Raw genomic sequence first — 14,330 nt, 5'->3', positions numbered from 1 at the left:
AAGCGGCAAGCGCCGAGCGACCAGCGAAGCCCGCCCAGCCCTACGAGCGCGGGGCCGTCCTCAGCAACTCCTCCAGCACCACAGCGATGCCGTCGTGCTCGTTCGACGCGGTGATCTCGTGCGCCACGGCCTTCAGCTCGTCATGGGCGTTGGCCATCGCCACGCCGTGCTGCGCCCAGCCGAACATGGGGATGTCGTTCGGCATGTCGCCGAACGCCACCGTGTCCGACGCCTTGAGCCCCAGCCGGCGCGCGGCCAGGGAGAGGCCGGTCGCCTTGCTCAGCCCCAGAGGCAGGATCTCCACGACACCCGGGCCGGCCATGACCACGTTCACCAGGCTGCCGACGGCCTGCCGTGCCGCCCCGGCGAGGGCGTCGTCGTCGAGCTCCGGGTGCTGGATGTAGACCTTGTTGAGCGGAGCGGTCCACATCTCGGCGGGGTCGTCCATGGAGCGCGTCGGAAGCGGCCCCTCCAGCACCTGGTAGCCGGGGCCGACGAGCACCTCGCCCTCCAGCCCGTCCCGGCTCGCCGCCAGCGCGAGCGGCCCTACCTCCGCTTCGATCTTGGACAGCGCGAGCCCGGCGAGCTGCCGGTCCAGGGTCAGGGAGGTCAGCAGCTTGTGCTCGCCCGCGTGGTAGACCTGCGCGCCCTGGCCGCAGACGGCCAGGCCCTCGTAGCCCAGGTCGTCCAGGATGTGCCGGGTCCAGGGCACCGCTCGTCCGGTCACGACGATGTGCGCGGCGCCGGCCGCGGTGGCCGCGGTCAGCGCCTCGCGGGTGCGCTCGGAAACCGTGTGGTCGTCACGGAGCAGGGTGCCGTCGAGGTCCGTGGCGACGAGCTTGTACGGGAAGGTCACTTGGAGACCGGTTCCAGGACCTCGCGGCCGCCCAGGTACGGACGGAGCATCTCCGGCACGCGCACCGAGCCGTCGGGCAGCTGGTGGTTCTCCAGGATCGCCACGATCGTGCGCGGTACGGCGCAGAGCGTGCCGTTCAGCGTGGCCAGCGGCTGGACCTTCTTGCCGTCCCGCATACGGACGGAGAGCCGGCGCGCCTGGAAGCCGTCGCAGTTCGACGCGGAGGTCAGCTCGCGGTACTTGCCCTGGGTCGGGATCCACGCCTCGCAGTCGAACTTCCGCGAGGCCGAAGCACCCAGGTCACCTGTGGCGACGTCGATCACCTGGAACGGCAGCTCCAGACCCGTGAGCCACTGCTTCTCCCAGTCGAGGAGCCTGCGGTGCTCGGCCTCCGCGTCCGCCGGGTCGACGTACGAGAACATCTCGACCTTGTCGAACTGGTGCACACGGAAGATGCCCCGGGTGTCCTTGCCGTACGTGCCCGCCTCGCGGCGGAAGCAGGGCGAGAAGCCGGCGTACCGCAGGGGCAGCTTGTCGGCGTCGATGATCTCGTCCATGTGGTACGCCGCGAGGGGGACCTCCGACGTGCCGACCAGGTAGTAGTCGTCCTTCTCCAGGTGGTACACGTTCTCCGCGGCCTGGCCGAGGAAGCCCGTGCCCTCCATGGCGCGCGGGCGGACCAGCGCGGGGGTCAGCATGGGGATGAAACCGGCCTCGGTGGCCTGCGCGATCGCCGCGTTGACCAGGGCGAGCTCCAGCAGGGCGCCGATGCCCGTGAGGTAGTAGAAGCGCGATCCGGAGACCTTGGCGCCGCGCTCCATGTCGATGGCGCCCAGCGCCTCGCCGAGCTCCAGGTGGTCCTTGGGCTCGAAGCCCTCCGCGCCGAAGTCACGGAGGGTGCCGTGCGTCTCCAGGACGACGAAGTCCTCCTCGCCGCCGACCGGGACGTCCTCGTGGACGACGTTGCCGAGGAGCAGGAGCAGGCGCTTGGCCTCGGCGTCGGCCTCGTCCTGGGCGGCGTCGGCGGCCTTGACCTCGGCCTTCAGCTGATCGGCCTTCTTGAGGAGCTCGGCGCGCTCCTCGGGGGTGGCCTTGGGGATCAGCTTCCCGAGCGACTTCTGCTCGGAGCGGAGTTCGTCGAAGCGGACGCCGGACGACCTGCGCAGCTCGTCGGCGGAGAGCAGGGCGTCGACGAGCGCGACGTCCTCTCCACGGGCGCGCTGGGAGGCGCGAACACGGTCGGGGTCCTCACGGAGCAGGCGAAGGTCAATCACCCCTCAAGGCTACCGGTGCGGCCGTCCGCTGCTCGACCCGATATCGATGAGCGTGGCGCTTTGCCCGAATTGCCGGAATCAATAATCCTGGGCGGAATCATGGCAGGGGCGGGTGGTGGCGATCGTCAATAAAAGGGTCGCATCGCCCCGAAAAGGGAACAAGCGCATCTACGGTTTGACGCGCCACGTGCATCATCGGTGCGTGCGCGGGGAGTTGAGGGCCCCGGCGGGAGCATGTTGTCCACAGGTGTTGCGTGATCCAATTAGTTATCCACAGGCTGTGAAGAAGGTCTGTGGATGCCGGAAGAGATCGTTCCGAAACCGGCCTGATGGGGCAGGGATTCGCTACTCAAACCTCGCCCACGCACTCATTCGGGTGGGTATTCCTCGTTCCAAAGAGTTGATCTACGGAATTGGAGTGACACGGGGGGAGCTGTGGCGCCCTGGGGGATCCGGGCTACCTGGGCGATTTGTCGACCATGTCGTGTTGCGGTGTCGACTTGTCCCCAGGGGGACCCCCTGCCCTGTGGATAACTCCGCGTGAAACGGCAATCCGACGATAGGACCGGCTTTCCGGGTGGGTGGATACGCCCCTGGAAGCCTTTCCGTCCCGGGCCCACCCCTCCGGCGAGGGCGTCAACTCCGGTGCTCGGCTGTCGGCGCCATGCGTTCGGCTCCCCGGGGCTCAGCCTTCGCCTCAGTGCGTCAGATCCGGCCGTCCTGGCTCCGGGCCAGCCAGTCGGACGCCTCCGAGAAGTCCCTGTCCGACGTACCGGTCCGCAGCGCCCTCACCTCGTCGGGCGTCACCCCGGCACGCGGGTACGAACCCAGGAAGCGCACATTCGGGCAGATCCGCTTCAGCCCCATCAGAGCCTCGCCGACCCGGCGGTCAGCGATGTGTCCTTCGGCGTCCACGGCGAAGCAGTAGTTCCCGATGCCCTCGCCGGTGGGCCGGGACTGGATCAGCATGAGGTTGACCCCGCGGACGGAGAACTCCTGGAGCAGTTCGAGGAGGGCGCCCGGATGGTCGTCCCCGAGCCAGATGACCACGGAGGTCTTGTCGGCCCCCGTGGGCGCGGACGGCCTGGCCGGGCGACCCACCAGCACGAAGCGGGTCTGGGCGTTCTCCGCGTCGTGGATCTCCGTCACCAGTGGTTCCAGCCCGTAGGTCGCCGCGGCGAACTCACCGGCGAAGGCGGCGTCGTAGCGCCCCTCCTGGACCAGCCGGGCACCGTCCGCGTTCGAGGCCGCCGACTCCCACAGGGCGTTGGGCAGATGGGCCGCCATCCAGTTCCGTACCTGGGGCTGCGCGGCTGGGTGCGCGGTGACGGTCTTGATGTCCGACAGCTTCGTGCCGGGGCGGACCAGCAGCGCGAAGGTGATGGAGAGCAGCACCTCGCGGTAGATCATCAGCGGTTCGCCGGTGGTCAGCTCGTCGAGCGTCGCGCTGATCCCGCCCTCGACCGAGTTCTCGATGGGGACGAGCGCAGCCGCCGCCTCCCCGCTGCGTACCGCGTCCAGCGCGGCCGGCACCGAGACCATCGGGACGAGTTCGCGGGTGGCGGCCTCCGGGAGGGTGCGGAGGGCCACCTCGGTGAAGGTGCCTTCAGGGCCGAGATAGGCGTAACGCGTGGCTGACATACGGTCACCCTAAAGGCCTGCGGCATCCCGGCCGTACGTCTCGCACCACCACCCGCACGCGTCCCCGTACGCCTGCCCGCGCCGGGCACCCCTCCCTCTCGACCGGACTGCCCGCCGGGCGCACGTCGCTCCACAGGAGGACGCCCGCCCTGGGTGTCTCAGGCCTCCAGCAGGCGCTGCCCCACGTACTCCCCGGCCGCGGCGCCCCCGGGTACGGCGAAGAGACCGCTCGCCTCGTGCCGGATGAACGGGGAGAGCGCGTCCCCCCGGTCGAGCTTGCGCTGGACGGGGATGAAGCCCTTGAACGGATCGGCCTGCCAGCAGATGAAGAGCAGTCCGGCGTCCGGGGTGCCGTCGTCCGAGATGCCGTCGTGGTACGAGAACGGGCGGCGCAGCATCGCGGCGCCACCGTTCTTCTCCGGGGAGGAGATCCGGGCGTGGGCGTTGCCGGCGATCAGCAGCTTCCCGTCAGGCCCCGCCTTGTCCAGGTCCATCGCCGTGGTCTCCGAGCCACCGCTCAGCGGGGCACCGTCCGCCTTCCGCCGGCCGATGATCTGTTCCTGGCGCTTGACCGTGAGCTCTTCCCAGTCGTCCAGGAGCATGCGGATCCGGCGTACGACGGCGTAAGAACCACCCGCCATCCAGGAGTCCGCCGACGAACCGCCGGACGGCACGAAGATCCGCTCGTCGAAGTCGCTCTCGGCCGGCTTCGGGTTGTTGGTGCCGTCGACCTGGCCCATCAGATTGCGTGCGGTCATCGGCCGGTCCGTGGCGCCCGGGGTGCGGTTGAAGCCGTTCATCTGCCAGCGCACCCGGGCGGCCGAGCCGGCCTCCTTCTGGAGGGCGCGCAGCGCGTGGAAGGCGACGAGCGCGTCGTCCGCACCGATCTGCACCCAGAGGTCACCGTCGGAGCGCTTGGCGTCGAGCTGGTCGGAGGAGAAGGCCGGCAGCGGGTCGAGCGCGGCCGGCCGACGGTCGGACAGGCCGGTGCGCGTGAAGAAGGTACGTCCGAATCCGAAGGTGACGGTCAGGGAGGAGGGCCCGGCGTCCAGGGCCACTCCGGTGTCGTGGCCCCTGCCGCTCTCCGCCTGTTCCCCGGCCATCAGCGCTTTTGCCACGGCCGACCAGCGGCGCATCAGGGCGGCGGCCTCCTTGCGCCCCGCACCGGCCGCCAGGTCGAAGGCGACCAGGTGCCCGCGGGCCTGAAGCGGAGTGGTGATCCCCGCTTGATGTTTCCCGTGAAACATCGCCTCGGTCGAGCCGACCGTGGTCAGGGCGGCCGGCTCGTCGTCGCGGGTCGCGGCGTAGCCGCCCGCGCCGCCGGCCGCGCCCAGGACGAGTCCTGCCGCACCGGCCGCTCCCGCGGTGCCGATCAGCCGCCGCCGGGAGACCTCCCCGGTCTTGCCGGGCCCGCCGCCGTCCGGACCGGAGCCGTCGCGACGGGTGGCGTCCGCGGTGCCGCGCCCCGTGGGGGCGTCCTTCTTCTTGCTCACCCTGCTCAGCCGATCTTCACGTTCTTGTCGATGGTTGTCTGGTCGATGTCCGACGTCCGCACCGTGACCGCGACCTTCCAGTCGCCCGCCATCGGGATCTGTACGTTGCTCGCCGTCCAGTGCCCCTCGGTGAGGCGGTCCGGGACGACCGGCAGCGGGCCGATGTCCTTGGACTCCAGGGTGAAGGCGAGCTTCACCTCGGGGACGTCCAGCGGGCTGTTGTCGGGCCCGTCGACCCAGAGGTGCACGCTGTTGGAGCCGGTTCCGCCGGGCGTGATGTCCAGGCGCACCGTCCCCTTGCCGTTCTGGCCGCCGGTGTCGAAGGGAATGGTCAGGTTCACCTGCCCGCCGGTCACGGGCGCGGCCGTCGCCGTGGTGCCGGCGCGGGCCGCTTCCTCCTCGGTGCGGCCGGGTTCGGTGGACGTCAGGATCGTCGTGACGGCCAGGAGCACCACGGCGATGCCCGTCTCCACCAGCACCGAACGCCGCAGCCCGGCACGGTCCGGATCGGCGTCGCGGGCGCGCTTCTCCTTCGTCGCCGTCAGGACGGCGCGCTGCCGGGCGAGCTGGGCGGCCCGCTCCGGAGCGACCTCCTCGCCGGGCGTCTCCTCCTCGGCCGGGTCGTCCGCCACGTCCTCCGGAACGTCCGCCGCGTCCGCTACGTCCTCCGGTACGTCCGCCACGTCCGCCACGTCCGCTACGTCCTCCGGAACGTCCGCCACGACCGGCTCCCCCGCCCCGGCGCGCTCGGTCAGACGTCCCGTCCACCGCCGGGATATCCACGCCACCCCGACGAGTACGGCGACCAGCGCCACCTTGAGGAGCAGCAGTTGCCCGTACCGGGTGCCCGTCAGCGCGGACCACGAACCGACCTGCCGCCAGGACTGGTAGAGCCCGGTCGCCGCGAGGACGAGCACACTGCCGAACGCCAGGCGTGAGAACCGCCGTACGGCGTCGCCGGTGATGTCGGGCGTCCGGTACAGCGCGACCAGCAGCGCGGAGAGTCCGCCCAGCCAGCCGGCGACGGCGAGCAGATGGAGCACGTCGACGGGCATCGCGATGCCCGGCTGGATACCCGTGGACGCGTGCTCGGCCAGCGCCCACGTACCGGCGATCCCGGTGGCGATGACCGCACCGCCTGTGGCGAGGCCGAAGGTGAGGTCCTTCTTCTCCCTCTGGTCCTCGCGCTTGGCGTACGCCCCGAAGAGGACGGCGATGAAGAGCGCGGAGGCTCCCAGGAGCAGCAGCCGGGAGACCAGCGCCGCCCCCGGCTTGGTGTCGAGCACGGCCTGCAGGCCGTCGAGGTCGAAGGCATCCGTGAGCTTGCCGGAGCCGGTGTACGGGTTGCGCAGGAGCAGCATGGCCAGCGTCGCCGCCGTGATCGTGATCCAGCCGCGTACGACGAGACGCTGGAGCGGCCGTGCGCCCGCCCCCCGTTGCCAGCAGGCGAGCACGAAGGCCGAGCCGCCCGCGAGCAGGATGAAGCCGGCGTACGCGGCGTAGCGCGCGGTGCCGTAGAGGGCCCCGACGAGACCGCCACCCGCCTCGCCGGAGGGGAGCGCCACCGTCGTCTCCGAGGGCGCTCCGACCGAGAAGGTGAAGGCACCGGCGACCGGATGGCTGTCCGCGGAGACGGCCTGCCAGGCCACGGTGTACGTGCCGTCGGGCAGCCCGCTGTGGAGCTGGACTCCGTACCGCACGGCTCCGCCGCTCGTCAGGTCACGGGGAGCGCCGGCGTCGGCACGCTTCCCGCTCGGGTCGAGGACCCGGATCGAGTCGTCGCCCATGGCGATCTGTTCGGAGAAGGTGAGGCTGATCTCCTCGGGGGCGGTGGCGACCACCGCCCCGTCCTGCGGGTCGCTCCCGGTGAGGGCGGCGTGCGCGGACGCGGGGCTCGCGCCCGCCAGCACCATGCCGAACAGCAGGCTGATCAGCGCGGCGAGGAGCGCGACCGCGGCGAGCGGCCGTCGTATCGGGGAGGGCCCGAAGCGCGGGGCGGTGGCTGTCATGGGGTGTCAGTACCTCACTGCTTCTTCGGGTTGTAGGTGGTCTCCTTCACGGGAATGTCGACCGTGATGGGTTCGGCCTTCTCGAAGTGCAGCTCCACGGAGACCGTTTCTCCCTGCTTGGGCTGCTTCTTGAGGTCGCTGAACATGATGTGGCTGCCGCCGCGTTCCAGGTCGAGCTCACCACCGGCCGGCACCTCGAAGGAGGAGACCATCCGCATGGTCTGGTTCCGCGTCTCGTGGATGGAGACGTGGTCCGAGAGCGCGCTGGTCACCGAGGTGAGCCGGTCGGTGGCTCCGCCGCTGTTCTTCACGAGGAGGAAACCGGCCGCCATGTCGCTGACGGGCTGCGGCATGAACGCCCCGGTCACCTCCAGTCGCGGTGAGCTGACCGAGGAACACGCCGTCAGCGCCAGCCCGGTGGTGAGGGCCAGGGCGCCGGCGACGGCGGTACGGCGGTTCACGGGGTCTCCCCCTCGATGAGCTTGGGGAGGTCCTTTGTGTAGTCCTCCGCCGTGGTGTCCTCGCTGTAGAGGACGTACCCCTTGTCGGTCTTCGGGGAGAACGCGATGACCTGGGCGCCGTGCATCGAGACGATCGTGCCGTCCTTCTCCTTCTTCGGAGCGTCGATGCCGATGCCGATCTGCCGTGCTCCCGCCTGGATGGTCGGGAAGTCGCCGGTGAGGCCGGTGAAGTCGGGGTCCTGCGCCTTCAGCCAGCTGCCCAGTGACGCGGGGGTGTCCCGCTCGGGGTCCGTGGTGACGAAGACAACCTGGAGCTTCTCCTGGTCGGCCGCGGGCAGGGCCCGCTTGGCGATGGCGATGTTGCTCATGGTCAGCGGGCACACGTCGGGGCAGTTGGTGTAGCCGAAGTAGATCAGTACCGGCTTGCCCTTGGTCTGCTCGCGCAGGTCGTACTTCTTGCCGTGGGTGTCGGTGAGGACGAGGTCCGGCTTGGTGAACGGCTGGTCGAGCACGGTCGCGGGCTTGGAATCGGTCTCGGTGGAGACCTCGGCGACGGAGGTGTCCGCCGAGTCGCCGCCGCTGCCGCAGGCCGACAGGGTCAGTGCGGCCACGGCGACGAGCGCCGCGGCCAGCACCTTCTTCTTGCTGTGCATGGAGAACTGGTTCCTGGTCTGTGTGGCGGTGGGTGGGGTCAGGCGGCACGCCGGCGGCCGGCGAGCACGCCGAAGGCGACGCCGGCGACACCGATGACGATGCCGACGATGCCCAGGACGCGGGCGGTGCTGTCGCTCGTGGAGGAGGCCGTGTCGTCCGAGGACGCCGTCGTCTCCTTCGCCGTCGCGGCCTCACCGCTCTTGTCGTCGGCGGCGGCGGCGGCACCGTGGGCGTCGGCCGCCGGGGCCGTCAGCGCGAGGACGGGGGCCGGGCTCTCGGGCTCCTCGCCACCCTCGGTGGGCTCCTCGATCCAGCGGACGACTTCCTTGTTGCTGTACGTCTGGAGCGCCTTGAAGACGAGCTGGTCGGCGTCCTCGGGCAGCTGCCCGACCGAGAGCGGGAACTGCTGGAAGAAGCCGGGCGCGATCCCGCTGCCGTCCGCGGTCCAGGTGACCTTGGAGACGGCTTCGTTGATCTTCTTGCCGTGCACGTCGAGCGGTTCGGCCAGCTTGCTCTTGGTGACCTCGATCTTCCAGCCGGCCACCGGTTGCGGGCTGACGGACGCCAGCGGGTGGTCCGTGGGGAAATTGACCTCGAGCTTGACGGTGGAGGCGTTGTCGCGCTCGTTGGGGACCTTGAAGTTGACGGTGGCGTAGCCGCCCTTGGCGGCCTCCCCCTGCGGCTGCACGCTGACGTGAGCGGAGGCGGTGCCGGCGAGCAGCAGGACGGTGGACGCGGCGACGCCGCCGGCGAGGGCGATGCGGGAAACGTTCATGGCAGGAATCACTCCACAGGGCACGAGGAAGGTGGTCCGGCGCGCGGAAGCGCGACGGCATCACGGCCACCTCGTCACCGGGTTCCCGGGGGAGGCGCCGCGTCAGGCTGCGCGTACGTATACGGGCGGCGGCCCGCGCCTGATCACCATGTGCTGAAGAGGGTCCCCGCAGGCGGGCGCCGGAGCGTCCACGGCGGTACGGGGACGGCGCGGCCCGGTCGTGGGCCGCCCCGGAAGTCCCGCACGCAGCGCGCGTACGAGTGCCATGGCCGCACGCAGTGCCCGGAGCCTGGCCCCGGCCGCGAGCTGCCGTCCGCCCTGGGCCGAGAGCCTGGCGAGCCGGAAGAGCGCGATCTCACCGCGGCGCAGCAGCCAGCCGGTGGCGAGGGCGGCGAGCAGGTGCCCCAGGAACATCCCCAGGCTGGGCAGGCAGGACACCAGGGTGGCCAGCACCGTGGGGTCGGCCGCGGAAGCCAGGTGGGTGTGGCCCTGGGAGACCGTTCCCGGGTCGATGCCCGCGGCGGTCACGATGCGATGGGCGTCACCGGTGCTCAACTGCCCGGGCCGCTCGCCGCATACGAGCCCGGCGGCGAACCGGACCAGCGAGTCGTCCCCACCGGGCGCCGAGCCGACGGCCGTGTGCCGTCCGAGCCCGAAGAGGACGTGCAGGGCGATCTGTCCGGCCGCGAGCGCGGCGGTGATCGAGAGCAGGGTCCGCTCACGTCCCGCGAGCGTCGCCGCGACGGCGAAGACGCCGAGGAAACCGGCGAGCAGGGTCCATCCGGAGACCCCCATGCCCCCGGCGAGACCGTGTCCCGCGGCGGCGAGCACGACGCAGACCGCGGTGAACACCGCGGTCCTCATGAGCCGCATACCGGCTCCGGCGCGTGCGACAGGCGTAGACATGGCCGGGTCATCATCCCACTGGGCACCCCGTCCCCGTACGGCAGGTCCGGAAGGTCGGCATCCGTCCCCATCGGGGAGTGATCGGACGGTGTTGCGCCTGTTCATGGGCGCCCCGCGCGCCGTTTCGCGCCGGACATACACCGGCGAACGGAATATTCGCATCCGCCGAATGAGCGCTGTCACAGCGGATACGTGCTTACGAAGCGCTCAACGAGGCAATACGTAACGGTATGTCGAGCCGCAGCCAGGAGGCTGGAGCATGAGCATGTGGTGGTCACTCCATTTGCGGCGCGAAGCTGCGAGCGTCCCGCTCGCCCGTCGTTTTCTGCTCGGCACCATGGAGACCGCGGGGGTGGATCCGGACATCTCCTACGACCTCTCGGTCGCGCTCAGCGAAGCCTGTGCGAACGCCGTCGAACACGGCGGCGACCGACAGGACGCGGGTGGGGCCGGAGCCGTCGGCCCGGGACTCCCCGGCGGCGAGCAGCCCGGACGCGCCTGCGGGCAGTACCGGGTCACCGCTTATCTGGACGGCGAGAAATGCCGTATCGAAGTCGCCGACTCGGGGCCCGGTTTCCCCGCCCGGCGCACGCTTCGCACCGCCGCACAGTCGTCCGCCGGGTGTCCGGCGGATCCGCAGCCGTCCGCCGCCCAGCCGGCGGCCGACGCACCGCACGCGCGCGTGGCGCGCCCTCACCCTCCGGCCTCGGCCGAGAGCGGCCGGGGACTCCACCTGATCGAGGAGCTCGCCGATCACGTGCACTTCGGCAACCGTCCGGGGCACGGTGCCGTGGTGAGTTTCGACAAGGTCCTGAAATGGCGCGAGGGCGCGCTGCTCATGGTGTCCTGAGCGGCGCGCCCTCCGGCGCTCCCGGCGCGGTCGCCCGCGCCGGCGTCGTCAGCCCTTGAGGCCGGCCATCCATGCCTCGACCTCGTCGGCACGGCGCGGCAGCGCGGCCGAGAGGTTCCTGTTGCCGTCCTCGGTGACGAGGATGTCGTCCTCGATCCGGACGCCGATGCCCCGGTACTCCTCGGGCACCGTCAGGTCGTCGGCCTGGAAGTACAGCCCGGGCTCGACGGTGAGGCAGACCCCGGGCTCCAGGATGCCGTCGACGTACGCCTCGGTGCGCGCGACGGCGCAGTCGTGGACGTCCATGCCGAGCATGTGACCGGTGCCGTGCAGCGTCCAGCGACGCTGGAGGCCCAGCTCCAGGACCTTCTCGACGGTCAGGTCGCCCAGCAGGCCCCACTCGACCAGCTTCTCGGCGAGGACCCGCTGCGCGGCGTCGTGGAAGTCGCGGAAGGCGGCGCCGGGCTTCACGGCCGCGATGCCCGCCTCCTGGGCCTCGTACACCGCGTCGTAGATCTTGCGCTGGAGCGGTGTGAACGTGCCGTTGATGGGAAGCGTGCGGGTCACGTCGGCGGTGTAGAGCTCGTTGGTCTCCACCCCCGCGTCGAGCAGCAGGAGCTCGCCGGCGCGGACCGCGCCGTCGTTGCGGACCCAGTGCAGCGTGGTCGCGTGCGGGCCGGCCGCGCAGATCGAGCCGTAGCCGATGTCGTTGCCGTCGACGCGGGCGCGCAGGAAGAAGGTGCCCTCGATGTAGCGCTCGCTCGTGGCCTCGGCCTTGTCGAGGACCTTCACGACGTCCTCGAAGCCGCGTGCCGTGGCGTCGCAGGCCTTCTGCAGCTCGGCGATCTCGAAGGCGTCCTTGACCAGACGGGCCTCGGAGAGGAAGACGCGCAGCTCCTCGTCGCGCTCCGCGGTGACCTTGTCGGTCAGGGCGGCCTCGATGCCGGCGTCGTGGCCGCGGACGTTGCGCACCGGTCCGGTGGCCTCCGCCAGCGCGGCGGGAAGCTCGCGGACGTCCTTCGCCGGGATGCCCAGCAGCTGCTCGGCCTCGGTGAGGGAGTTGCGGCGGCCGACCCAGAGCTCGCCCTGGCCGTCGAGCCAGAACTCGCCGTTCTCGCGGTCGGAGCGGGGCAGCAGATAGACCGTCGCCTCGTGTCCGTCGCCGGACGGCTCCAGCACCAGGACGCTGTCCTGGGTCAGGTCACCGGTGAGGTAGGCGTACTCGGTGGAGGCGCGGAAGGCGTACTCGGTGTCGTTGGAGCGGGTCTTCAGGTTGCCCGCGGGCACGACGAGCCGCTCGCCGGGGAAGCGCGCGGAGAGCGCGGCGCGGCGGGCGGCGGTGTGCGAGGCCTGGGCGATCGGCTCCAGGCCGTGCAGCTCGGTGTCGGCCCAGCCGGACTTCATGTTCTCGGCGAGCTCATCGGAAATGCCCGGGTACAGGCCGTTCTTCCGCTGCTTGATCGGCTCTGCTTCGGCTTCTTCCGGGGTTTCCGGGATGAGCGCGTCAGACACGTCATGTCCTCCTTGTACGACACTGGGCCCCCTCCATCGTACGGGCGTACGGAAGGGGGCCCAGGGCCGGAAGACCTCTTACAGCTCCGGTGCGGCCGTCAGTCGAAGCGCGCGGCCAGGACGACGATGTCCTCGGTGCCGTCGCTCAGGCCCTGGCCGCCGGGCAGGACGGTGTTCAGGATGTGGTCCGCGACGGCTCCGGGGTCCTGGCGCACCGCCTTCGGCACTCCGGCGGCAGCCGCGTGCAGCCGCGCGAACGCCCGGTCCATGGAGTCGCCGGTGATGCGCAGCAGCCCGTCGGTGTAGAGCAGCACCGTTTCTCCTGCCCGGGGCGTGAACTCCACGCTCGGCGCCTCCCAGCAGGACAGCATGCCCAGCGGGGCGGAGAGCGTGGTCTCCACGAACTCGGTGCGCCGGTCGCCGATCACCAGCGGCGGGGTGTGTCCGGCCCCGGCGAACACGATCGAGCGCCGGTCGGGCTCGCAGTATGCGTAGAGGGCGGTCGCCGCGCGTGAGGGCTCGGTCAGCCGGAGCAGCAGTTCGAGGTCGGAGAGTACGGCGACGGGGTCCTCGCCCTCCATCACGGCGTAGGCCCGCAGCCCGGCGCGGAGCCGGCCCATGGCGGCCAGGGCCGTCGGCCCGGAGCCGCCGACCGAGCCGACGGCCAGACCCAGCGCGTTGTCCGGGAGGGGCAGCGCGTCGTACCAGTCGCCGCCACCTTCGGGTGCGGCCCGGTGGCGGGCGGCCAGCCGCACTCCGGGAATCCTGGGGAGCCTGCTGGGGAAGAGCTCCTCGGCGATGACGGCGGCGTCCGCCCTCGCGCGCTCCAGTTCGAGCAGGCGGGCCAGGTGTTCCGCGGCGTAGCGGCCGTACACCCCGACGAGATGCCGCTGGCGCTCCAGCGGTTCCGCCGGTTCGTCGTACAGCCAGACGGCCACGCCGAGACGCCCGGCGGTCCCGGCAAAGAGGGGCAGCGCGTAGCTGGCTGCGTACCCGGTCCGGGCGGCCACCTCGCGGGCGCGGGGATCCAGCTCGGCGTCGCCGAGGATGTCGGGGCTGGACAGTGGGGCGCCGGTGTCCGGGTGGCCGTCGAGGAAGAGGCCGTACGGGGTGGCGCGGCGCGGGACCGTCTCGATGTGCCCGAGCTCGGCGTGGCTGAGGTTGAGCCCGATCGTGCGGCACGGCCCGCCGCCGTCGGCGGGTTCGAGGACGAGGAACCCGCGGCCGGCTCCGACGAGGGCGGCTCCGGCGCTCAGGAGTTCATGGAGGGCGCTGTCCAGGGTGCTCGTTCCGGCCAGACGCTCGGTGAGTTCGTGCAGCGTGGTCAGGTCGGAGACCCAGCCCGCCAGCCGGTCCTGGATGAAGGCTCCCGGCGCGGAGAGCGCACCCTCCGGAGACACGGGAGTGTGCGTTGAAACGGGAACCATGGGATCGATTCCAGCCACTTTCGGAAGATGTGGGGCGCTCATGGCAGTCGGCTTTCCGACCGGTGCTTTGTGTCGAATAGCATCGCAAACCCCCATGTCGTTCTGCGCCGCTATCGGTGCAACCACATGTACACGCACCCACATCTACACGCACAAGTAAGGTGATGTCCAGCATTGTCCTTACGATATTTATGGTGTCCGGGGCGGTGTTAACTTGGCCAAAAAATGCACCCCCGGGCGGCTATTTGCGGTCGACTGGGCGTGCTCGACAGGGGGCACCCTCGGGGTGAAATGCCGGAGGGAGCGTCATCCCGGGCATGCTGGGTACGTAATCCTGGACGGCCAGGGGCAGTTGTGACCGCCCAGGAACCCGACAGCGCGCCCGAACGTCCTCACTGATGACGGCCGCCTGCCCACCCCCGAGTGGCGGGGATGCACAAGGGACGGCACGCGCGATGCGCACGCCGACCGC

General features: G+C 70.8%; 12 protein-coding genes. 1 reads left to right on the top strand and 11 read right to left on the bottom strand.

Annotated elements, in window-relative coordinates; all coding sequences use genetic code 11:
• Positions 1 to 40: 40 nt before the first annotated feature.
• From ACWCQM_RS06530 to ACWCQM_RS06490, 9 genes are all read right to left on the bottom strand, one after another.
• Positions 41 to 856, bottom strand: a complete 816-nt coding sequence (locus ACWCQM_RS06530; protein ID WP_450914198.1) for an HAD family hydrolase — start codon at positions 854 to 856, stop codon at positions 41 to 43.
• The gene (serS, locus tag ACWCQM_RS06525; RefSeq protein WP_450914197.1) at positions 853 to 2,130 is read right to left on the bottom strand and encodes a serine--tRNA ligase; all 1,278 of its coding nucleotides are present in this window, start codon (positions 2,128 to 2,130) and stop codon (positions 853 to 855) included. Before serS ends, ACWCQM_RS06530 begins: the two co-directional genes overlap by 4 nt.
• 705 nt (positions 2,131 to 2,835) lie before the next feature.
• Positions 2,836 to 3,771, bottom strand: coding sequence for a prephenate dehydratase (pheA, locus tag ACWCQM_RS06520; protein ID WP_450914196.1), 936 nt, complete (start codon positions 3,769 to 3,771; stop codon positions 2,836 to 2,838).
• A gap of 158 nt (positions 3,772 to 3,929) precedes the next feature.
• Positions 3,930 to 5,264 carry an iron uptake transporter deferrochelatase/peroxidase subunit gene (efeB, locus tag ACWCQM_RS06515; RefSeq protein ID WP_450914195.1) on the bottom strand — a complete coding sequence of 445 codons (1,335 nt, stop codon included), beginning with the start codon at positions 5,262 to 5,264 and terminating at the stop codon, positions 3,930 to 3,932.
• A gap of 5 nt (positions 5,265 to 5,269) precedes the next feature.
• The gene (locus ACWCQM_RS06510; RefSeq protein ID WP_450914194.1) at positions 5,270 to 7,273 is read right to left on the bottom strand and encodes a copper resistance CopC/CopD family protein; all 2,004 of its coding nucleotides are present in this window, start codon (positions 7,271 to 7,273) and stop codon (positions 5,270 to 5,272) included.
• Positions 7,274 to 7,287: 14 nt separating this feature from the next.
• On the bottom strand, positions 7,288 to 7,734 hold the full coding sequence (locus ACWCQM_RS06505) for a copper chaperone PCu(A)C (RefSeq protein WP_450914193.1): 447 nt from the start codon (positions 7,732 to 7,734) through the stop codon (positions 7,288 to 7,290).
• Complete coding sequence (locus ACWCQM_RS06500; protein WP_450914192.1) at positions 7,731 to 8,387, bottom strand: SCO family protein; 657 nt, start codon at positions 8,385 to 8,387, stop codon at positions 7,731 to 7,733. The genes ACWCQM_RS06505 and ACWCQM_RS06500 overlap by 4 nt, the downstream gene beginning before the upstream one ends.
• Positions 8,388 to 8,425: 38 nt before the next feature.
• Positions 8,426 to 9,163: a YcnI family copper-binding membrane protein gene (locus ACWCQM_RS06495; protein ID WP_450914191.1), complete on the bottom strand. Its 738-nt coding sequence runs from the start codon at positions 9,161 to 9,163 to the stop codon at positions 8,426 to 8,428.
• A gap of 102 nt (positions 9,164 to 9,265) precedes the next feature.
• Positions 9,266 to 10,069 carry a hypothetical protein gene (locus ACWCQM_RS06490; RefSeq protein WP_450914190.1) on the bottom strand — a complete coding sequence of 268 codons (804 nt, stop codon included), beginning with the start codon at positions 10,067 to 10,069 and terminating at the stop codon, positions 9,266 to 9,268.
• Between the two features lie 259 nt (positions 10,070 to 10,328).
• Here ACWCQM_RS06490 and ACWCQM_RS06485 point away from each other — a divergent pair, with 259 nt between their 5' ends.
• Complete coding sequence (locus tag ACWCQM_RS06485) at positions 10,329 to 10,919, top strand: ATP-binding protein (protein ID WP_450914189.1); 591 nt, start codon at positions 10,329 to 10,331, stop codon at positions 10,917 to 10,919.
• 48 nt (positions 10,920 to 10,967) lie between these two features.
• Here the strand turns inward: ACWCQM_RS06485 and ACWCQM_RS06480 are convergent, their stop codons facing one another.
• Both ACWCQM_RS06480 and ACWCQM_RS06475 read right to left on the bottom strand, forming a co-directional pair.
• Entirely contained in the window at positions 10,968 to 12,431 is a 1,464-nt protein-coding gene (locus ACWCQM_RS06480) for an aminopeptidase P family protein (protein WP_450914188.1), read from the bottom strand.
• 98 nt (positions 12,432 to 12,529) lie between these two features.
• Positions 12,530 to 13,954 carry a PP2C family protein-serine/threonine phosphatase gene (locus ACWCQM_RS06475; RefSeq protein WP_450914187.1) on the bottom strand — a complete coding sequence of 475 codons (1,425 nt, stop codon included), beginning with the start codon at positions 13,952 to 13,954 and terminating at the stop codon, positions 12,530 to 12,532.
• Between the last annotated feature and the right edge of the window lie 376 nt (positions 13,955 to 14,330).

This window comes from Streptomyces sp. NPDC002125, from assembly GCF_053593715.1.
The sequence above is the reverse complement of the archived record's forward strand: the minus strand, read 5'-3'. Positions and strand labels throughout refer to the sequence as shown.